Annotated in this window: 15 protein-coding genes; 7 read left to right on the top strand and 8 right to left on the bottom strand. The window is 65.9% G+C overall.

Annotated elements, in window-relative coordinates; genetic code table 11:
• Window positions 1-10: 10 nt before the first annotated feature.
• From AC1AYR_RS01025 to AC1AYR_RS01010, 4 genes are read left to right on the top strand one after another with little or no spacing between them, the layout of a single operon-like run.
• Window positions 11-1045: an IS1595 family transposase gene (locus AC1AYR_RS01025; protein WP_476555107.1), complete on the top strand. Its 1035-nt coding sequence runs from the start codon at window positions 11-13 to the stop codon at window positions 1043-1045.
• 52 nt (window positions 1046-1097) lie between these two features.
• Window positions 1098-1274, top strand: coding sequence for a type II toxin-antitoxin system RelB/DinJ family antitoxin (locus AC1AYR_RS01020; protein WP_476511033.1), 177 nt, complete (start codon window positions 1098-1100; stop codon window positions 1272-1274).
• A 5-nt stretch (window positions 1275-1279) separates the two neighbouring features.
• Window positions 1280-2440: a DNA cytosine methyltransferase gene (locus AC1AYR_RS01015; RefSeq protein ID WP_476511190.1), complete on the top strand. Its 1161-nt coding sequence runs from the start codon at window positions 1280-1282 to the stop codon at window positions 2438-2440.
• A 14-nt stretch (window positions 2441-2454) separates the two neighbouring features.
• Entirely contained in the window at window positions 2455-3492 is a 1038-nt protein-coding gene (locus AC1AYR_RS01010) for a hypothetical protein (protein WP_476511034.1), read from the top strand.
• Window positions 3493-3609: 117 nt separating this feature from the next.
• Here the strand turns inward: AC1AYR_RS01010 and aspS are convergent, their stop codons facing one another.
• Together aspS and hisS are read right to left on the bottom strand one after the other, a co-directional pair.
• Window positions 3610-5409: an aspartate--tRNA ligase gene (gene aspS, locus AC1AYR_RS01005; RefSeq protein ID WP_476511035.1), complete on the bottom strand. Its 1800-nt coding sequence runs from the start codon at window positions 5407-5409 to the stop codon at window positions 3610-3612.
• Between the two features lie 76 nt (window positions 5410-5485).
• The gene (gene hisS / locus AC1AYR_RS01000; RefSeq protein ID WP_476511036.1) at window positions 5486-6865 is read right to left on the bottom strand and encodes a histidine--tRNA ligase; all 1380 of its coding nucleotides are present in this window, start codon (window positions 6863-6865) and stop codon (window positions 5486-5488) included.
• 139 nt (window positions 6866-7004) lie between these two features.
• Here hisS and AC1AYR_RS00995 point away from each other — a divergent pair, with 139 nt between their 5' ends.
• Window positions 7005-8450, top strand: coding sequence for a DUF349 domain-containing protein (locus AC1AYR_RS00995; protein ID WP_476511037.1), 1446 nt, complete (start codon window positions 7005-7007; stop codon window positions 8448-8450).
• A gap of 166 nt (window positions 8451-8616) precedes the next feature.
• Here AC1AYR_RS00995 and AC1AYR_RS00990 read toward each other — a convergent pair whose 3' ends face one another.
• From AC1AYR_RS00990 to AC1AYR_RS00975, 4 genes are all read right to left on the bottom strand, one after another.
• Window positions 8617-10404: a bifunctional metallophosphatase/5'-nucleotidase gene (locus AC1AYR_RS00990; protein ID WP_476511191.1), complete on the bottom strand. Its 1788-nt coding sequence runs from the start codon at window positions 10402-10404 to the stop codon at window positions 8617-8619.
• 127 nt (window positions 10405-10531) lie between these two features.
• Window positions 10532-11290: a creatininase gene (locus tag AC1AYR_RS00985; protein ID WP_476511038.1), complete on the bottom strand. Its 759-nt coding sequence runs from the start codon at window positions 11288-11290 to the stop codon at window positions 10532-10534.
• A gap of 190 nt (window positions 11291-11480) precedes the next feature.
• Complete coding sequence (locus AC1AYR_RS00980; RefSeq protein WP_476511039.1) at window positions 11481-12842, bottom strand: MFS transporter; 1362 nt, start codon at window positions 12840-12842, stop codon at window positions 11481-11483.
• A 157-nt stretch (window positions 12843-12999) separates the two neighbouring features.
• Window positions 13000-14550, bottom strand: coding sequence for a PucR family transcriptional regulator (locus tag AC1AYR_RS00975; RefSeq protein WP_476511040.1), 1551 nt, complete (start codon window positions 14548-14550; stop codon window positions 13000-13002).
• A gap of 144 nt (window positions 14551-14694) precedes the next feature.
• On the opposite strand from AC1AYR_RS00975, the gene AC1AYR_RS00970 reads away from it, so the two are divergent.
• Together AC1AYR_RS00970 and AC1AYR_RS00965 are read left to right on the top strand one after the other, a co-directional pair.
• Window positions 14695-16017, top strand: a complete 1323-nt coding sequence (locus AC1AYR_RS00970; RefSeq protein WP_476511041.1) for an amidohydrolase family protein — start codon at window positions 14695-14697, stop codon at window positions 16015-16017.
• A 119-nt stretch (window positions 16018-16136) separates the two neighbouring features.
• Window positions 16137-17837 carry an acetolactate synthase large subunit gene (locus tag AC1AYR_RS00965; protein ID WP_476511042.1) on the top strand — a complete coding sequence of 567 codons (1701 nt, stop codon included), beginning with the start codon at window positions 16137-16139 and terminating at the stop codon, window positions 17835-17837.
• A 132-nt stretch (window positions 17838-17969) separates the two neighbouring features.
• Here AC1AYR_RS00965 and AC1AYR_RS00960 read toward each other — a convergent pair whose 3' ends face one another.
• Together AC1AYR_RS00960 and AC1AYR_RS00955 are read right to left on the bottom strand one after the other, a co-directional pair.
• The gene (locus tag AC1AYR_RS00960) at window positions 17970-19082 is read right to left on the bottom strand and encodes an alpha/beta hydrolase (RefSeq protein ID WP_476511043.1); all 1113 of its coding nucleotides are present in this window, start codon (window positions 19080-19082) and stop codon (window positions 17970-17972) included.
• Window positions 19082-20506, bottom strand: a complete 1425-nt coding sequence (locus AC1AYR_RS00955; protein ID WP_476511044.1) for a sugar porter family MFS transporter — start codon at window positions 20504-20506, stop codon at window positions 19082-19084. Before AC1AYR_RS00955 ends, AC1AYR_RS00960 begins: the two co-directional genes overlap by 1 nt.
• Between the last annotated feature and the right edge of the window lie 130 nt (window positions 20507-20636).

Genomic DNA, 20636 nt, shown 5'->3' with positions numbered 1-20636 from the left:
TGAGATTACAGTGTTGGAGGTGAGAGCGATGAGGCTCGCGGACGAGGTGCGCAGACAACTCAAGGGCATGACGCCCGTCGAACGGGAGAACGCCGTACGCGAACTGCGCGAGGTCATCTACGAGGACGCCTACGAAACCATCACCGCCCGTAACGACGATCTCGCGTGCCCTCGCTGCGGCTCCGCCGCCATAGTGAAGAAGGGACACAACCCGGACGGCTCCCAGCGTCGGCAGTGCAAGGATTGCAAACGCACGTTCTCCAAGACGCGCGACACGCTTATTGGCCGGTCGAAGCTGCCAGTCGCCAAATGGATGACGTACGTGGAGTGCTTCGTGGATCGCCTCGCACTGCGAGAGTGCGCCTCCCGCTGCAAGGTGTCGTTGCGTACCGCATGGCTCATGCGCCGCCGCCTGTTGAAATGTCTCGAACGCTTTCTGCCGAAGTTCACAGCCGGTGCGGGCGTGTCCGTCCAGCTGGATGAGACGTATCTGCGCGAGAGCTTCAAGGGCAACCACCGCAAGGGCAGGTTCGTTCTGCCGCGCCCCGCGCGTCACCGCGGAGGCTCCCTGCACAAGCGCGGACTTTCCAAGGAACAGATTTGCGTGATGACCGGCATCACCGACTCGGACACCACCTTCGCCACGCTTAGCGGTCGCGGCGTAATCTCCAAGCGGCGCGCCATCGAATCGCTTGCCGGCCGCATAGAATGCGGCGCATACGTCATGGCGGATGAGGCGGCGGCCTATCCGGGCGCGATGGAAGCGCTTGGCGCCGTATTCGAGCGGGTGGACGCGAAGTCGCATCGCATCAACCGGATCAACACGCTCCACTCGAACCTCGACGGGTTCCTCGCCGGATTCAAGGGCGTATCCACGAAGCATCTGCAAAGCTACCTGACGTGGTTCCTGTGGCGGCGCTCGTTCCGCGCGGACAGGAACGAAAGCATCGTCCGTCAGGTGGACGCCCAGCCATGCCCCGGCGTGACGCGCGACTGGAACCATGTGATCCCACCGTACATGGACTACTGGGGCATGGCCGCATGACGGATGCAAGTACACTGTACATATCACCGACATTGAAGGAAAGGAGGAACGCATGGCGAACACACCAACCACGACCATGCGCCTCGACCCCGAATTGAAGGACCGGGCCATGAGGGTGCTCGAACCATTGGGGCTGAACATGACCGGGGCAGTCACCATCTTCCTCAAAGCCGTAGTACGCGAGAACGGACTGCCGTTCGACGTGAAGAATAAGGAGAATTTAGTTTGAAAGCAGTGAGCCTGTTTTCTGGCGCGGGCGGCATGGATTTAGGCTTCAAAGAAGCCGGTTATGACATTTTAGCGGCTTACGACAATATGGAGCCGATGGTCGAGACATATAATGCCAATCTCGGTGGTGCAACCCAGTTGGATTTATCTTCGTGCGATTTTTCGAAAGTATCGCGAGATTTATCCAAACAAGGGGATGTAGATATTTTGATTGGCGGCCCTCCATGCCAGGGCTTCACCTCGGCCGGTACCCGCTTTTGGGACGATCCTAGAAACAGCTTGGTTCGCAACTACGCGGATGCCCTTAAGCACTTTTCTCCACGATGGTTTGTAATGGAGAACGTGGAAGGAATACTCACCACAGCTCGGGGGGTATATCTATATGAGGCCGTAAGGAAAATGATTGAACTAGGATATTCGGTATATATACGCAAAGTATATATGCAGGAATATGGGATTCCTCAGCGCAGAAAACGAGTTATTATCGTCGGAAACAAAGAGGGTAAGCGCTACGTATTTCCGGTGTCCACTACGCCAGCTGGAGGTCAGATTTATCGTAATTCCTCGGTGACGTTAAGAGATGCCATTGAGGATTTGCAGGATGTAGATGATCCGGAACTAGATCAGGAACCACAATGGGAAACTGGCGTCAAGCTCCAGCGCATCGAGTCGCTGAAGCCGGGACAGACCATGAAGGATCTACCTGAAGAGCTCCAGCATGAATCATTCAAGAGACGCGCTCACCGACGTGTTATGGATGGCACGCCAAGCGCGAAACGAGGAGGAGCACCGAGTGGTCTGAAGCGACTCGTTTACGATGAGCCATGCCTGACTATCACCAGCGCATCTCCTTCGGAATTTATCCATCCCGTTCGCAACAGAGCATTGACCATTCGGGAATGCGCCCGAATACAGACCTTTCCTGATAGTTATCGTTTTTATGGAAAAAGACGGGATCGGATATTGCAGATAGGCAATGCCGTTCCGCCAAAATTTGCCAAACAACTGGCACAGTCCATAATCCAAGCTGACAAAAATAGTTCAGAAATGGCTCCCGGTTTGATTTCATATGACCTTAGCAAGGCATCGGCTCGCAGCTCGGCACTTCAGAGGACGGAAGACATGCTAAATTCTCTGACGGATATCCAGCCTCAACTTGACTTCTGAAAGGAGACTTGATAATGCTAAAGGGGTCCAAAAAGGCTTTTTATAAGCAATTTGCGGAGCATGGTTCTGGTGATGCTCTCGTACGCCTTGAACCAAAGGAAGTGGAACTTCTCACAACCATCACCAGTCTTGACCTTCACGAAAACCGTGAAGCCGATTGGATGGATGAAAGAATACTGGCGGTAGCAAAGACCGGGTTATATTCAATACAATCACGCAATCTTGGTCGAATTAAAAACGTCACCGACGAGCATGCTTATGAAATCTTACAAAAAGCCGGCGTATGCGACAACAATAGACCTGAATACCTGTACCTGAAGACGTTATCCGCTCTATACCGCAGACGAGTAAAGTATTGGAAGATACTACAGACCCAATCTTTTCCCACCGTTGATCAGATAGGTCCGCGTTCCCTCCTTGAATACGGCAAATGCGAGGACTCGCTATTGTTCTCATGGATGTCGTGGCGCAAACTCGCCTTTGATCTTGATAATCGCAGCGGGCAGGAAACAGGCTATCTCTTTGAGCCTATACTGGCGGCATGTTTGGGCGGTGTTGATTTAGGAGCTCGTAATTCGGTTGTCCATCGACTAGACGAACAAGGCAATCCTCTAAAAGAAGGCCGGCAAATTGACTGTCTTGTCGAAGAGACAAAAACCGTGTACGAACTGAAAATGCGAATGACTATTGCGGCAAGTGGCCAAGGACGTTTCAACGAGGAACTCTCATTCCCAAGAGAAGCGGAAGCAGCTGGATATAAACCTGTTCTCGTAGTATTTGACCCCACCCCATCTTCTCGCCTAACGGAACTGGAAGAAGCGTATACAGCCGCCGGAGGCGAAAGCGCCACAGGAGAAAGCGCGTGGTCATTGCTCAAGAACAACGCCGAAGACGGTATGTCTATATTCATCGGAAAATACGTTGAACCTGTTTTGGATGCAGCCAATGGCGGTATTCGACCGCTTCCGCAAAATGTCATCCTTAGCGCCAGTGAGCAGGAACTGTCCATTGGCATTCCATCAGGACCGACGATTCGCATCCCAAGGCAATAGTTTCAAATTGACATGCGCAAGCATCGGGTATCATCGGATACTTGCGCATGTCAATTCTGGTTTAACAGAGCCAACAAAAAAGGGTGAGCCCCTCGTGGGAGGCTCACCCTAGGACGATCAGTCCTCGTCCTCGTCCGGGTCGTAGTCGACGCCGGTCTCGGCGCGCTGCTCGGCCGAGATCGGGGCCGGGGCGCCGGTCAGCGGATCGCGGCCGCCGCCCGCCTTCGGGAAGGCGATGACGTCGCGGATGGTGTCGGCGCCGGCGAGAATCGACACGGTGCGGTCCCAGCCGAGGGCGATGCCCGCGTGCGGCGGGGCGCCGTACTTGAACGCCTCAAGCAGGAAGCCGAACTTCTCGGCGGCTTCCTCGGAGGAGATGCCGAGAACGTTGAGGACGCGGTCCTGGATGTCGTCGCGGTGGATACGCACCGAACCGCCGCCCATCTCCTCGCCGTTGCAGACGATGTCGTAGGAGTCGGACATGGCGTGCTCCGGATCCTGGTCGAACTTGTCGATCCAGTCCTTGGACGGCATCGTGAACGGGTGGTGCATGGAGGTCCACTTGGAGTGGCCGACCGCCACGTCGTCGTCGTCCGGATCGTCGGTGGGCTTGAACAGCGGGAAGTCGACGACCCACGTGAACGCGAACTTCTTCGGGTCCAGCAGGCCGGCGCGGGAGGCGAGCTCGACGCGCACGGCACCCAGCAGCAGCTGGGAGGACTCGCGGGAGCCGGCGGCGAAGAACACGGCGTCGCCCGGCTCGGCGCCCACGGCCTCCATGAGGCCGGCGCGCTCAGCTTCGGACAGGTTCTTGGCGACGGGTCCCTTGAGCTCGCCGTCCTCGGTGAAGGACACGTAGGCGAGGCCCTTGGCGCCGCGCTGCTTGGCCCACTCCTGCCACGCGTCGAACTGGCGGCGCGGCGTGGAGGCGCCGCCCTTGAACAGGACCGCGCCCACGTACGGGGCCTGAAACACGCGGAACGGCGTGTCCTTGAAGTATTCGGTGAGCTCGACAAGCGGGTTGCCGAAGCGCAGATCCGGCTTGTCGGAGCCGTACTTGTCCATGGCCTCCTGCCAGGTGATGCGCGGCAGCGGCAGCGTGACCTCGTATCCGGCGGTCTTCCAGATGGCGGCGATGACCTTCTCGGCCATGGCCATGACGTCCTCCTGATCGACGTACGCCATCTCCATGTCGAGCTGCGTGAACTCGGGCTGGCGGTCAGCGCGGAAGTCCTCGTCGCGGTAGCAGCGGGCCAGCTGGTAGTAGCGCTCGACGCCGGAGACCATGAGCAGCTGCTTCAACAGCTGCGGGGACTGCGGCAGCGCGTACCAAGAGCCCGGCACGAGGCGGGCCGGCACGACGAAGTCGCGGGCACCCTCCGGGGTGGACTTGATGAACGTCGGGGTCTCGACCTCAGTGAAGTCCATGTCCTCCAGCGCGTGACGGGCGGCCTTGGCCATGTCGGAGCGCAGCTTGAGGTTGTACTGCATGGACGGGCGGCGCAGGTCGAGGTAACGGTACTTGAGACGCACATCCTCGCCGGGCAGCTTGTTCTCGGACTCGTTCTCAAGCGCGGTGGACACCTGGAACGGCAGGGCGTCGGACTTGGCGAGCACCTCGATGGATTCGGCGACGACCTCGATCTTGCCGGTGGCGAGATGCTCGTTCTCGTTGCCCTCCGGACGCAGGCGAACCTCGCCGACGACTTGGATGACGAACTCGCTGCGCAGCGGGCGGGCCATGTCCTCGTCGTAGATGACGACCTGCACGAGGCCGGTCGAATCGCGCAGATCGATGAAGGCGACGCCGCCGTGGTCGCGGCGACGGTCGACCCAACCGGCGAGGGTGACCTTCTCGCCGACCAGCGCCTCGGTGACTTCGGTGGCATGGTGTGTTCTGTAAGCCGTCTGGCTCATGCTTCCTCTTTCAGTTCTTGACGTGCTTGACGTATCCCGACACGCCGTCCGACACGGCGCGTCGGGCGGTGGGTTTTCAGTCGATGACTACGGTTTGCCGGGCACTAACAGTATCCGGCTCCCATGACGTGGCGTCGGCCGGGTTCTGGTCGCCGGAGACGATGTTCTTCACCTCGTCGCCCGCGCCCTCCTGACCGGGGAACCACACGTACGGGATGCCGAGCTTGTCGGCGTACTTGATCTGCTTGCCGAGTTTGGCCGCGGTGGGCGCCACGTCGGCGGCGATGCCGCGCGAACGCAGCGTGTTCGCGATCGCGTTGGAGGCGGCGCGATCCTCCTCGTTCCACACGGCGACGAGCACGCTGGCCGGCGAGACGCGGCTCGCGTGCGCGCCGGCGGTGTGCAGCATGTAGCTCACGAGACGGCTCAGGCCGATGGACAGGCCCACGCCCGGGTACTTGCGGTTGCCCTGCGAGGCGAGATTGTCGTAGCGTCCTCCCGAGCAGATCGAGCCGAGGGAGGCGGCACCGTCGAGGAACGTCTCGTAGACGGAGCCGGTGTAGTAGTCGAGTCCGCGCGCGATCTTGAGGTCCGCGATCACGGAACCGGGGCGGATGGCCGCGGCCTGGTCGACAATCATGGCGAGCGTGTCGAGTCCCTGCCTGGCGAGCGTGTACGCCTCGGAGTCGGCCGCGATGCCGTGGGCCGCGCACAGCGCGTCGAACTTCGACACGAGTTCGGCGCCGTCGGCCGCGGTCAGCTCGGCGAGTTCGAGGCAGGCGCGCGCCTGCGCCTCGGATGCGCCGCACTCGTCGACGAGGAGCTTCGCGACCTCGTCGGCACCGATCTTGTCGAGCTTGTCGATCTCACGCAGCACGCCTTCGATGTCGGTCAGGCCGAGTCCACGGTAGAAGCCCTCGGACAGCTTGCGGTTGTTCGCGTGCACGGTCGCCTTCGGCAGGCCGAACGCGCGCAGTCGTTCGAGCGCCGAGACCATGACGAGCGGCAGCTCCACCTCGTAGTGGTCGGGCAGGTCGCCCTGACCGATCACGTCGATGTCGGCCTGAACGAACTCACGGTAGCGGCCCTCCTGCGGGCGCTCGCCACGCCAGACCTTCTGAATCTGCCACCGCTTGAACGGAAAGGCGAGCTGGCCGGAATGCTCGACCACGTACCGGCTCAGCGGCACGGTGAGGTCGAAGTGCAGTCCGAGCCGCTCCTCGATCGGGGTGTCGGACTCGCGGCCGACCTCCTGCAGACGGGACAGCAGGTAGATCTCCTTGCTGGTCTCGCCTTTCTTCAGCAGGGACGCTCCGGTCTCCACGGCACGGGTCTCGATGCCGAGGAAGCCGTTGAGCTCGAAAACCTCACGGAGCGTGTCGATGACACGCTGCTCCACAACGCGTTCAGAGGGGAGCCACTCTGGAAATCCTGAAATTGATGCGCCTTTAGCCACGGAATCAATATAATAGGTGAGGGTTGCGTCAAACACCGCCGTTCCTTCACGGGAAACCGGGCTGATCCGCAGGGGTCGTCGCCGGGGCGCGGTGCGAGAGCGCACGCCGCACATACTTCCAAGCTGTAAGGAGCTGGCCATGGCCGACGAGAACGTCACCGAAACCGAGAACACCACCGAGCCCACCGCGCAGGCGACGCAGCCTGCGGTGGAACAGACCGCGCCCGCGGCAGCTCCGAAACCCTCGGCGATGCCGAAGCCGCACGCGCCGTCCCCGGCCGCGTTCGCCCACAAGCCGGCCGCCGCACGTCCCGCCGCGCCGGCCGCCAAGCGCGGCCACGCCGAGGCCGCGATCCGCGAGGCCGAGGCGTTCGGCCGCGTCGCCGACGACGGCACCGTGTACGTCAAGGAGGGCGAGACCGAGCGTGAGGTCGGCCAGTTCCCGGACGTGTCCAAGGAGGAGGCGCTGGCCCTGTACGCCCGTCGCTTCCTGGACCTCAAGTCGAAGCTGGACGCGCTGGCGGGCCGTCTGAAGTCCCGCAACGTCAAGCCGCGCGAGATCGACGAGTCCCTGAAGATGCTCGCCGAGGAGACCGCCGAGCCGGCCGTCGTCGGCGACATCGCCGCCCTGAAGGCCCAGTACGAGGAGCTCAAGGCCGCCGGCGAGAAGAAGAAGGCGGAGATCGCCGAGGCCCGCAAGGCCGCCATGGCCAAGGCCATCGAGGGCCGCACCGCCATCGTCGAGAAGGCCGAGGCGCTGGCCGCCTCCCTGGGCGACAACACGAACTGGCGTTCCACGGCGGACAAGTTCCGCGCCCTGTTCGACGAGTGGCAGGAGCACCAGCGCAACAACGTGCGCATCGACAAGAAGGACGCCGACGAGCTGTGGAAGCGCTTCTCGGCCGCCCGCACCACGTTCAACCAGGCCCGCCGCAAGTGGGCGCAGGCCCGCGACGTGGAGCGCAAGGAGGCCCGCGCCGCCAAGGAGGCGATCATCGCCGAGGCGAACGAGCTGAAGGACTCCACCTCCTGGGGCGAGACCTCCCGCCGCTTCAACGAGCTGATGGACCGCTGGAAGAAGGCGGGCCGCGCCGGCCGCAACGAGGACGACGCCCTGTGGGCGCAGTTCCGCGAGGCCGCCGACACGTTCTTCAACGCGCGCCAGGCCGACCGCGACCAGATCTCCTCCTCCGAGAAGGAGAACCTGGCCGCCAAGGAGGCGCTGCTCGTCAAGGCGGAGGCGCTCGTGCCGGTCGCCGACGAGAAGGCCGCCAAGCGCGCCCGCCAGGAGCTCGCGAAGATCCAGGAGGAGTGGGACCAGATCGGCTACGTGCCGCGTGACGACATGCGCCGCATCGAGGGCCGTCTCGACGCGGTCGACAAGCAGATCAAGGCCGTGGAGGACGCCGCCTGGAAGCAGTCCGACCCGGAGGCCGACGCCCGCAAGTCCAGCTTCGAGGAGCAGCTCAACGCGCAGCTGGCCGAGCTCGACGCGAAGATCGCCGCCGAGTCCGACCCGAAGAAGAAGGCGAAGCTCGAGGCCGAGAAGGCCACCAAGGAGCAGTGGCTCAACGCGGTGAAGTGATTCCGCGGGCCGGGCAGACCGACTGCGAAAGGGGCCGCCGTGCATTCACGGCGGCCCCTTTCGCATGCCCGGTCACACCGCATCTCTCCACCGCACCCCTCATCGGTGAGGGGTGGAGAACAAAGCGAACGGCGCCTCTCCACAGCCTCATCGGCCGCGGCCCCGCTCACACGAGCACGGTTCCGGTGACGGGCAGCGGGACGCGCACGCCCGGATGCCGGCCGAGATACCCGACGAGCGCCGCGCCGTACCCTTCGTCGAACTCGCGGTAGTTGGTGCCGGCGCGGAACGCGGTGTACCGGTCGCCGCCCTGGAGGAGGAACGAGTTGGACGCGGCGATGACGAGGTCGTCGTCGCCGATCGCGCGTCCGTCGACCGTGAGGTCCACGATCGACGCGCCGCCCAGGTCGCCGCTCCCCTCCCCCGGCACGGAAGGCGCGTGTCCTCCCGTCACGTACCGGTACCGCACGTTGCCCGACACCCCCAGCCGCGAGACGACGGTCCTGCCGCCGTGCCTGCGCCACTGCTGGGCGAGCACGGCCTTGAGATCACGGCCGGTGAGCGTGGTCTTCGCCACCTTGAACTGCAGGGCCATCATGCTGTCGGCCTCGCGCAGGGTGATCCTCCCGTCCCCGTCCGCGTCGAGGTTCGCGGTCCTCAGGCTCCCGTCGTTGGAGAATCCGACGACGGGTATCCGGTCGCCGGCGTACAGGTCGCGCATGACCGCCTCGCGTTCGGCGTCGGCGACGAGCACGCCGAGCGCGCTTTCGGTGCCGTCGGACGGCACCTTGCCGAAGTAGGCGCCCCTGCCGATCGTGCCGATCACCTTGGATCCCACGCGGCGCGCCGCGGCGGAGGCCTTCGTCCAGACCGCGCGTGCCCGGCGCACGCGGCCGGACGGCTCCCCCGCCGACTCCCACGCGGCCTGTTTCACGTGCGCGGCGCCCGCGGAGGAGCCGGACACGCCGGCGAGGTCGTAGACGCCCGCGGCGTTCGCGGGGGTCATGCCGTTGCCGAGGTCCACGTCGCGCACGTCGACGGTCGCGGCCCGGCCGGTCCCGGTGATGACGAGGTCCTGCACGGCCATCTGCCTGCCGAAGCTTCCGGCCTCCACGACGGGGGCGCCGGCGGCGGTCCTCATGCGTTTGACGGCGTGGCTGTGGCCGGCGTAGACGAGGTCGACGTTGCGGTCGAGCCCGTCGGCCCCGGTCCCGGCGGCGGCGGAGGCGTCGGCGTGCAGCAGCGCGACGACCGCGTCGGCCTCGCCGTTGGATTCGTCGCCGTCGCTCAGTCGGTCGGCGACGCGGTTGATGGCGTGCACGGCGGTCTCGCCGAGATCCGCGTCGGCGGTGATGCGCGGGGTGGCGACCGCGCCGAGCGCGTCGGTGAGGGCGCCGACGAACGCCACGCGTTTGCCGTTGACGTTGCGGATCACGTAGTCCTTCACCCGGTCGAGCCGCCCGTCGGCGGACTTGTTGGCGGCGGAGACGTTCGCGCACAGCCAGTCGATGCCGTTGGCGGGCGCGGCGATGCGCTCGTCGAAGTCGGCGACGCCGCGGTCGAATTCGTGGTTGCCGACGGCGGAGACGGTCAGCCCCCACGCCTTGGCCATATCCAGCGTGGGCCGGTCCTGCTCGAACGCGGATTCGTAGGGGCTGCCGCCCACCAGGTCGCCGGCGGAGACCGGCACCATGTTGCCCGGGTTGTGCGCGTCGGCGAGCGTGAACCCGGCGGCGACGTCCTCGCCGCGTTCGATGTGTCCGTGGAAGTCGGTGATGTCGGCGACGGTGACGGTCCGTTCGCCCGTGGCCGCGTCCGCGCCGGAGAAGGGAACGGTACCCGGGTTCGACGCGGACGCGTGCGGGACGGCGAGCGCCGCGACGAGAAGGAACGTGATACCCGCGATGGCGACCCCCGGTCGCCTGCCGGCCTTCGTGCGCCGGCCTGACTGCATCCTGCTCACGATTGCAAGGTATGCCGCGAGGTTGAACGGATGCGGCCCGCCGGCCTACCGTCAGGTGAATTCTTAGTGGCGTCTTGGCCCGGTCCGGGACGGTTCGTGCCGGACCGGGCCAGGGGAATCAGTCGCCGAATTCGGCGGCGCAGACGCGCGCCACCTCGTCCACGCAGGCGTCGGCGATGAGCCTGCCGCGTTCGGCGCTGGAGCCGGCCGGGTTGGCCAGGCCGCCGTGGGCGGGCACGTCGCCCTGACGCACCGGGTAACGCACGTACGATTTGGCGCTGGCGCCCGCCTCCTCGACCGCACGGTCCATGTGGACCAGTTCGGGGGCGTAATGCAGCATCAGCGAGGTTTCGGTGACGGCGGCGTGCTCGAGCGCCCAGCCGGGGAACACGAGGCCGTCGAACACCTTGTCGACGACGTCCCGGGGCAGCGGGTCCCACCAGTTGGTCTCGACGATGGTCGCGACGCCGCCGGTCTCGCGGGTGACCAGGTCGATGGCCTCGACGATGAACGCCTCGTTCTCGAAGTGGGCGTTCATGACGACGATCTTGGTGAAGCCGTCGGCGATGAGCTCGGAGAGCACGTCGTGCATCTGGTCGATGACGGTGACGCCGTTCATGTCGATGGTGCCGGGGAACAGCGGGCCGCCGCCGGACAGGGGCTTGGACTTGTATCCGTAGCTCAGCGTGGGCAGCACGGTGCCGTCGATCCTTTCGGCGAGGTCCTCGGCCACGTGTCCGGCGAGGATGGCGTCGGTGCCGATGGGCAGGTGCTGCCCGTGCTGCTCGGTCGATCCGATGGGCACGATGACGGGACGGTTCCTCGCCTCCTTGAATTCCGGCCAGGTCATGTGGTCCATTCGGCGGTTGCTGCCCATTGCTGTACTCCTTTGATGGGTGTTATGGGTTTATGGGTTCGGCGGTCGCGCGTATGCGCGCGGTCGATGCGGGTGGCGTATGGGATGCGTCCATGTATAGGACGCGGCTCCCCCGTTCGGGGGGAGCCGTCCGGTCGGCGGACCGTCGGGGCGGGATCCGGTTCCGTTCCCGCCCCGCCCGCCGTGGGGATCAGATGTGGTTGAGGTCCTTGTCGGTGTTCTCGTGGGACAGGATCATGGCGACCAGGGCGATGGCGGCGACGCCGACCATGTACCAGGCGGGGGCGATGGACGAGCCGGTCAGGGCGATCAGGCCGGTGGCGACGAAGGAGGCGGTGCCGCCGAAGACCGCGTTGGCGAGGTTGAAGCTGAACGCGAACCCGGTGAAGCGCACGGAGGTCGGGAACGTCTCGGTCAGGTAGCTGGACAGGGTGCCGTCGTTCGCGGTGAGCGTGGCGCACATGGCGAGTTCGACGATGAGGACCGGCAGGAAGCCCGAGGTGTTGAGGATGAGGAAGGCGGGCACGGTGAGCGCGATGAACGCGACGCAGGCGCCGATGAGGACCTTCTTGCGGCCGAACTTGTCGGAGATGTGGCCCATGCCGAACACCATGAACACGTAGGCGACCAGGCAGATGGTGGTGATGGTGCCGGACCTGGTGGCGTCCATGCCGACGGTGTCGGACAGGTAGGTGGGCAGGTAGGTGAGCACGGTGTAGAAGCCGACCGCGTTGAGCACGCAGGCGCCGAAGCTGATGGCGAGCGCCCTGGCGTGGTCGCGGAAGAGCTCGGCGAGCGGGGCGAACATGCCGTCCTTGGCCGCGGCGGGGGCTGCGGACTTCGCGTCGAGGGCGTCGGTCATGGACTGGTAGACGGGCGAATCGGACAGCTTGGTGCGGATGTAGAGGACGATCAGGCCGAGCGGGCCGGCGAGCAGGAACGGCACGCGCCATCCCCAGCCGACCATGGCGTGGGTGCCCAGGTGGGCGGTCATGAGCGTGGCGAGCGTGGAGCCGGCGAGCAGCCCGATGGCGGTGGAGGCGGGGATCAGCGAGCAGTAGATGCCGCGGCGGCTGGTCGGCGCGTATTCGCCGAGGAAGGTGGCGGCGCCGGCGTATTCGCCGGAGGCGGAGAAGCCCTGCACCATGCGCAGCAGCAGGAGCAGGACGGGCGCGCCCACGCCGATCACCGAGTAGGACGGCAGGCAGCCGATGAGGAAGCTCGCGCCGGACATGAACATGATGGAGTGGGCGAGGGCGGCCTTGCGTCCCCTCTTGTCGCCGTAGCTGCCCCAGAACAGGGCGCCGATCGGGCGCAGGACGAAGCTCAGCGCGAACACGCCGAAGGTCTGCAGCATGGCGACGGTGTGGTCGCCGGTGGGGAAGAAGACGAGCGCAATGGTCGTGGCGAAGTAGGAGTAGGAGGCGTAGTCGAACCATTCGATGAAGTTGCCGAGGAAGGAGGAGAGCGCGACCTTGCCGACCATGCGCTGTTCTTCGGTTTCGGTGGTGGAGTGCATCAGTCGGGCCGAGGGGATCGTGGCCGTGGTCATGATGTCACCGTCCTTTCATGGGATCGGGCCCTGCGGGGGCCGGATCGGTGGTGAAGTCGTGTTCGTGTTCGGTTGTCGTCCGTCGCGGCCGACCGATCGGTGCGCCGCGTTGGCCCCGACTATGCGCCGCCGGATTTGCACGCAGGTGAACCCCCGGTTACATGGTTTCCGGGCCGCGGTGGACAGACTGACCATGGCCGCCGCTCCCCCGCGCGCCGCCCGTCCGCCGCCACGCCTCGGCGATTTTGGCGGCGAACAGCAGCGTGGACCAGTCGTGCGGGTCGTTGTGGTCGACGCCGATCATCTGGGTCACTTTGTCCAACCGGTTGTAGAGCGTCTGCCGCCTGATGCCCAGTTGGGCGCACGCGCCGGTCTTGTTGTCGAGGTTGTCGAAACAGGCGCACAGCGTGTCCAGCAGCATGGGCGAGTCGAGCACGTCGTGCCCGATGGTCCTCACGATGAGCGTGCGCACCGCCTCGTCCATGTCGCCGGCGGCGACGAAACGGTCCACGGCCGCGGCCATCGTGCCGACGACCTCGCCGTAGCGGGCCCCGCCGCGCAGGACGTCGTTCACGCCGGCGAACCCGTCGACCAGCGTGACGGTGTCCATCGCGACCTTGCCGTGCACGACGTATATGCCGTCGCCGCCGAGCCCCTCCAACGCGGCGAGGCACCGGCCGGAGAACTCGGCGAGCCCGTCGGACAGGTCGGCGGCGGACAACCAGCCGGCCATGACGTCCCCTTCGAGCACGCAGGCCACGTCGCATCCGCGGCACGCGCAGAACCGTTCGATCATCGCCGAGACGGCGTCGAGCCCTCCGACCAGGGAGCGCAGCCGCAACGCGAACGGCATGTAGATGCACGACCCGGCGAATCCCAGCGCCTCGAGCATGGCGTGCGCGTCACCGGCCTCGGCGGCGGTGGCGTGCACGCCGTCGGCGGGGCCTTCGGTCAGATGGCGGATCATGCCCACGCGGGCGCCGCCGTCGAGGTGCAGCGCGGCGACCGGGGCGACGATGGAGGCGACGGCGCGCCGGCGTTCGGCGTCGAGCGTCGAGGCACGGCAGGAGATCTCGAGGGCCCCGACCGGACGCGGGCGGCCATGCAGGGCGATGACGACGGTGGGCTCGCCGACGCGGAACGGGCCTCCCGCCTCGGCGGCGAGCAGGCCGTCGGCGTCGAAGACGGCCACGGCCTCGCCGAACAGCCCGGCGATGACGCCGGCCACGGCGTCGATGCCGTTCGCATGGGACAATCCCTCGCGCAGCGCATTGGACATGGTGTCCACCTCATGCTGGAAGCTCATCCGCTCGCGCACGATGGCCGTGTTCACCGACTGGCACAGGTCGACGAACGGCACGCGGGCCTCGAGACCGACGAGCGTGAGCCCGGTGCGCCGCGCCGCGTCGAGCATGCGCGGCGGCATCGCGGTGACGCCCTCCACGAGTTCGACCACCAGCGCGGCCACGCCCGCATCGACAAGGCTTTTCGCGTATTGCAGGTCGGTCATGGAACGGTCGGGGCGGGTCAGCGCGTTGCCCTCGATGACGAGCATCTCCCCGCCGGACAGGAAGTTCGCCACGTCCTCGCGTTCGTTGGTGAACACCCAGCGCACCGGCCTGCCGAGCCCCGCGCCCTCGACCTCGACATGCGGCAACGCAAGCCGGAAACACTCGTCCCGCAGCGCCCCCTCGATCGTCACGACCATACAAACCGTCCATTTCTCGGTAATGTCCCTGCGTCCGCGGCGTAACCTCGCCGCAAAGCGTGGTGCCGACAATAACCGCAGTCGGTTACGCGGGCGCCGCCCGGACGTAACCGCCCCGCAACATGCAATGCAAGGAGAACGACGATGACCACCACACTGTTCACCAACGCGCATATCGCCACCGGCAGGCCCGGCAGCACCGCCGCGGACACCGCGCCGCTGCAGGACATCCTGGTCGAGGACGGCGCGTTCGCCGCCATCGGCCCCGACCTCAAGGCGTCGCTCGCCGCGCAGGGCCGCGATTGGGAGGGCGTCGAGACGGTGGATCTGGGCGGCAAGCTGGTCTGCCCGCCGTTCTGCGACACGCACCTGCACCTCGACTACGTGTTCACCGCGCGCAAACCCGGCGCCGTCAACGAGACCGGCACCCTGTTCGAGGGCATCCAGCGCTGGAGCGAGACCAAATCCGACCTGACCGTCGACGAGGTCAAGCGCCGCGCCAGGATCGGCATCAAAAAGGAGATGCTCCACGGCGTGCAGTTCATCCGCTCCCACGCCGACGTCACCGATCCGAACCTCACCTCCCTCAAGGCGCTGCTCGAGCTCAAGGAGGAGCTCAAGGACACGGTCACCATCCAGATCGTGAGCTTCCCGCAGGAGGGCATGTACTCGTACGAGGGCCCGAACGGCGAATCCGGCGCCGACCTGGTCGAGGAGGGCCTGCGCATGGGCGCCGACTGCGTGGGCGGCATCCCCCACTTCGAGCAGTGCCGCGAGTTCGGCGAGCGTTCGATGCACACGGTCGTCGAGCTCGCCTCCAAGTACGGCAGGCTCGTCGACGTGCACTGCGACGAGACCGACGACCCGAACTCGCGCTACGTCGAGCTGCTCGCCGCGCTCGCCTACCGCGCGGGCATCGGACCGAAGGTCACCGCCAGCCACACCTGCTCGCTCGGGTCGGCGGACAACGCCTACTTCTTCCATCTGACCAAGCTGCTCAAGGCGGCGCGCCTCAACTTCGCGTGCGCCCCCACCGAGAACCTGTACCTGCAGGGACGCCAGGACACGTTCCCCAAGCGCCGCGGCATCACCCGCGTCAAGGAGCTCACCGAGGCCGGCGTCAACGTCTCGCTCGGCCAGGACTCGATGCAGGACCCGTGGTACCCGGTGGGCAACGGCAATATGATGCTCATCCTCGACTACGTGCTGCATCTGGCGCAGCTCATGAGCTTCGAGGAGATCGACGACGCGCTGAAGTTCCTCACGGTCAACGGCGCCACGACGCTCGGCATCACCGACTCCTACGGCCTCGAGGCCGGCAAGCCGGCGAACTTCATCGTGCTCGACGCCTCCAGCGTGTTCGACGCGGTGTACGAGCGCTGCTCGGTGCTGCGCTCGGTCAGGGGCGGACGCACGCTGTTCACCCGCCATGAAAGCATCGACACCGACCTCGCCCTGCTGGGCTGAACCGCCCCGCGGGACCCCATGCGCCGTCCCGCGGCATGTCGCCGCGACCGTCCGAAGGGCGGAACGGACAACATACCGTGGAACGGCGTCGCACATCCCGCCTGTTACACTTCCCTACCGTGAACGCAGCAACAACCGAACCGCAGCAAGCACGGGAACACCTCCGCACCGTCGCCGACCTGTTCGTCGAATGCCTGGTCAACGAGGGCGTCGAGACCATGTACGGCATCCCCGGCGAGGAGAACATCCCGCTCATGGAGGCCATCGAACGCGACGGCCGCATCCGCTTCATCCTCACCCGCCACGAGCAGGGCGCCGGCTTCATGGCCGCCACGCAGGGCCATCTGACCGGCAAGCCGGGCGTGTGCCTGGCGACGCTCGGCCCGGGCGCGCTGAACCTCACCCTGCCGGTCGCGCAGGCGAACGCGAGCACCACGCCGCTGGTCGCCATCTGCGCGCAGGGCAACGTGACGCGCCTGTACAAGGAGTCCCACCAGATCGTCGACCTGGTGAACGTGTTCCGCCCGCTGACCCAGTGGACCTCGATGGTGATGGAACCGGCCTCCGTGCCGGAGATGGTGCGCAAGGCCTTCTCAATCGCCCAGCGCAACCGTCCGGGCGCCACCTGCCTGATCCTGCCGGAGGACGTGGCCGAGATGCCGGCGCCGGCCGACGCGCGCCCGCTGCCGCTGCCGAACCCGATGAGCTTCGCGCCCACGACGGACACCATCGACCGGGCCGTGAGCATCATCCGCGGCGCCAAACACCCGATCATCCTCGCCGGCAACGGCGTGGCGCGCGGCCATGCGGAGAACCGCCTGCTCGCCCTGGCCGAACAGCTCAACGTGCCGGTCGCCACCACGTTCGAAGGCAAGGGCGTCATTTCCGACCGCATCCCGCTGGCGCTCGGCGTGGTCGGCTTCATGCGGCACGACTACGAGAACTTCGCGTTCGACGAGGCGGACCTCATCATCGCCGTGGGCTTCTCGATCCAGCAGTTCGACCCGAAGAAGATCAACCCGAACGACGACAAGACCATCATCCACATCAACACGTTCATCGAGGACACGGACGCGCACTACTCGACCGCCCTGAACATCATGGGCAACATCGACGCGACGCTCGCGGCGCTCATCGACGCGCTGCGGCGCGACCGCGTCACGTTCGGCGTCTCCCATCCGAAGATCCACGAGCTGCTGACGGACGAGTACGAGTCGTACGCGAACGACGACTCGTTCCCGCTCAAGCCGCAGCGTATCGTCGCGGACACGCGCCGCGCGATGGAGGAGGACACGGACATCGCGCTCGTGGACACGGGCGCGTTGAAGATGTGGATGGCACGCCTCTACCCCACCTACTATTCGAACACGTGCGTCATCGACAATTCGCTGTCCACGATGGCATGGACGCTGCCCGGCGCGGTGGCGGCCTCGCTGGAGCATCCGGGCAGGCCGGTGCTCGCCGTGATGGGCGACGGCTCGTTCATGATGAACGTGCAGGAGATCGAGACCGCGGTGCGCGTGGGCGCCCGCATCGTGATCCTCGTGTGGGTGGACGAGGCGTACGGCCTGATCAAGTGGAAGATGGACCTGCACGACGGCAGCCACGAGTACGTGGACTTCAACAACCCGGACGTGGTGGAGCTGGGCATGAGCTTCGGCGCGAAGGGCCATCTCATCGAATCGGCCGACCAACTCTACCCCACGCTGCGTTCCGCGCTGCGCTCCGGTTCGGGCATCGACATCATCGCCTGCCCGGTCGACTATTCGGAGAACATGAAGCTCATCGAGAAGCTCGGCGAGGTCGACTTCAGCGGTTGAACCCCATGCGGATGCGCTCCGGACGTTCAATCAATGGAGTCCGGAACATGGAAGACGGGCGGGCCGTGACGGGAGGAAAGAGGAATTCCCGTCACGGCCCGCCCGCGTCGCATCGCGCCGGGGCGACGCCGCTCACTCGCTGGCGACGAGGCTGGTGCGCGGCGTCAGATGGTCGGTGAAGAAGCCGATCATCGAGTCGACCGCGTCGCGGCTCTCCTCAAGCCAGGGCATGCCGACGATGAAATTGTGCGGCAGGCATTCGCGTGAACCGGCGCGGTAGTCGAGCACCTGGTGGTCGACGCCGAGGTCGCGCAGCCGCGCGCCCAGCTCCAGGCTGGTGGCCTCGAGGAAGTCGTCGGTGCTGGTCGCCGTCCAGGTGGGCGGCATGCCGGCGGCGCGCAGCACGTCGTCGAGCCGTTCGAACCCGCTGCCGCGCACCGTGTCCGCGTACTCCGCGAAGAACGGCGCCAGCTCCTCGACGAGCCCGCCCGCGTCGCGGGCGTCCGGGTCGAACAGCCGGTCGAGGTCGAGCATCGTGGACTTGAAGCCCAGCGCGAGGACGCCGAGCTTCGCCGGATGCACGTCGATCAGGTCGGCGTAGTCCTTGTTGTTCATCGCCGCCAGCAGGTGCAGGCCCTGCACGGCGCCCGCGGAGTCGGCGGTGATGAACGCCTGGTCCGCGTCGAGGAGGTAGCGGCCTCCCTCCTCGCGGATCCACCGAGTCGCCTCGGCGAGTTCGCGCAACTGGGCGAGGAAGTCCACGGCCGGGTAGAGCGAGTAGCTCACGCTGGCCACCGCGTACCCGTGTTGCGCCAGGACGATGGCGTGGGCCCGGTTGATCTCCTTGAACCCGTAGAAGAAGGCGCCGCCGTGGATCTCGAGGATCACGGGGATCGGAGCCCCGCCGCGCACCACGGCGTCGCGGGGCAGCAGCACGTCGAGCAGATGCTCGCGCCCCGCGCCCTTGGCGGACGGGCCGTCGTCCATGTACGGGATGTCCCGGTAGAGGACCACGTCGTCGGGGATGTCGCGTTTGAACGCATAGCGCGGCAGGTCGTTGTGGGCGAAGTTCGTCCGGTGCCGCAGCACCTGCGCGGCGATGGCCGGGTCGGCCCCGTCCAGGTCCTCGTCGAAGTAGGTCCATTCCCGCGCGATGCGCTTCTGCGCCTCGGTGAGGCCGTCGTTCCTGTCGAACATGAGCGCGTCGGCGCCCTGCAGGTCGGTTCCTTGGATATCCGGCAGCATCAGATGTCCGCCTTCATGTCCTCGAGTTCGACGCCGTTGGTCTCGGGCAGCTTCTTGGCGATGAACCAGTAGCCGAGCACGGCCATCACGGCGTACAGGGCGAACGTCCAGGTCAGGCCGAGGCTGTCGCGCAGCGGCGGGAACGTGGTGGAGACGAGGAAGTTGCCCACCCAGTTGGCCGCGGTGGCGAGCGCCACGCTGATGGCGCGGATGCGGTTGGGGAAGATCTCGCCGATGACGACCCACATCGCCACGCCCCAGGTGGCGCAGTAGGTGAGGAAGAAGCCGTAGGCGCCGATGATCATGATCACGGCCCAGGCGCCCGGCAGGTTGATGCCGCCGTCGGCGGTCATCGTGGACTGGCTGAAGCACACGGCGACCACGACGAGCAGGGCGGCCATGATGAGCGAGCCGACCTTGAGCATGGCGCGGCGTCCCACCTTGTCGATGATGAGCATGCCGAGCACGGTGACGGCGGTGGCGAGCAGGGCGCGCACGACGGCGATGGTCATGGACGCGGACTCGCTGAAGCCGACGGCCTTCCACAGGCTGGAATCGTAGAACATGATGACGTTCGCGCCGGAGACCTGCTGGAACAGGGCCACGCCGATGCCGACCCAGACCACGCCCTTGAGGCCGAACACGTCGCCCTTGAGGTCGCTGACCTTGGGCTGGGTCTCGCCCTGCAGGGTGGAGGCGATCTGGTCGATGGTGCGCTCGGGGTGCGCGTCGGCCACGACCTCGGCGAGCACCTTGGACGCCTCGTCGCGGCGTCCCTTCATCACCAGGTAGCGCGGGGACTCGGGCAGGGCGAACGTGAGCGCGAGCATGACGGCGCCGGGCACGGCGGTGGTCATCAGCATCCAGCGCCAGGTCTCGAGGCCGCCCCAGAACACGGTGGCCGCGCTGCCGGAGCCGAGCAGGTAGGAGTCGTTGACGACCAGCGAGGCGACGATGCCCAACGCGATGGCCATCTGCTGGAAGCCGGTGAGGAACCCTCGTCTGGACGATGGCGAGATCTCCGAGATGTACGCCGGGCCGATGGCGGAGGTGAAGCCCACGCCGAGGCCGCCGACGATGCGGAAGATCACGAACAGGGCGATGTTGTTGGCCAGGCCGGTGAACAGCGCGCTGAGCACGAACAGCACGGCGGCGATCTGCATGACGCGCACGCGGCCGATGCGGTCGGCGAGCGTGCCGGCGAACCATGCGCCGACCACGCAGCCGATCATCGCGCTGGACACGGAGAAGCCGCTCATGGCGGAGTTGAGGCCGAAGCCGGAGTCCGGGCTGGCGATGGCGTCGACCGCGCCGTTGATCACGGACGTGTCGTATCCGAACAGGAAGCCGCCCACCGCGCCGATGGTGGCGACGGTGATGAGCTTGGCGTGCAGTTTCACCGGTACTTCATTGTTCTGATTCATGTTCCCTCCTTTGCGTTCCCATGAATCCCAAGCACCAGCGTAACCTCGCGGCAGGGGGACGGCCTCGCCGGGGTGTGACCTCTTCCGGGGCGTTCTGTGACCCACGCGTCCGGGAGGGTAGCGGGCCCGT

It is taken from the genome of Bifidobacterium sp. LH_417 (assembly GCF_056357035.1).
This window is presented reverse-complemented; position numbering and strand designations above follow the sequence as displayed.

Coding starts and splice junctions, on each gene's coding strand:
- AC1AYR_RS00980 (WP_476511039.1), bottom strand. CDS start 12,842: ATGACCACGGCCACGATCCCCTCGGCCCGACTGATGCACTCCACCACC.
- AC1AYR_RS00955 (WP_476511044.1), bottom strand. CDS start 20,506: ATGAATCAGAACAATGAAGTACCGGTGAAACTGCACGCCAAGCTCATC.
- AC1AYR_RS00990 (WP_476511191.1), bottom strand. CDS start 10,404: ATGCAGTCAGGCCGGCGCACGAAGGCCGGCAGGCGACCGGGGGTCGCC.
- AC1AYR_RS00985 (WP_476511038.1), bottom strand. CDS start 11,290: ATGGGCAGCAACCGCCGAATGGACCACATGACCTGGCCGGAATTCAAG.
- AC1AYR_RS00970 (WP_476511041.1), top strand. CDS start 14,695: ATGACCACCACACTGTTCACCAACGCGCATATCGCCACCGGCAGGCCC.
- AC1AYR_RS01010 (WP_476511034.1), top strand. CDS start 2,455: ATGCTAAAGGGGTCCAAAAAGGCTTTTTATAAGCAATTTGCGGAGCAT.
- AC1AYR_RS01020 (WP_476511033.1), top strand. CDS start 1,098: ATGGCGAACACACCAACCACGACCATGCGCCTCGACCCCGAATTGAAG.
- AC1AYR_RS00995 (WP_476511037.1), top strand. CDS start 7,005: ATGGCCGACGAGAACGTCACCGAAACCGAGAACACCACCGAGCCCACC.
- aspS (WP_476511035.1), bottom strand. CDS start 5,409: ATGAGCCAGACGGCTTACAGAACACACCATGCCACCGAAGTCACCGAG.
- AC1AYR_RS00975 (WP_476511040.1), bottom strand. CDS start 14,550: ATGGTCGTGACGATCGAGGGGGCGCTGCGGGACGAGTGTTTCCGGCTT.
- AC1AYR_RS00960 (WP_476511043.1), bottom strand. CDS start 19,082: ATGCTGCCGGATATCCAAGGAACCGACCTGCAGGGCGCCGACGCGCTC.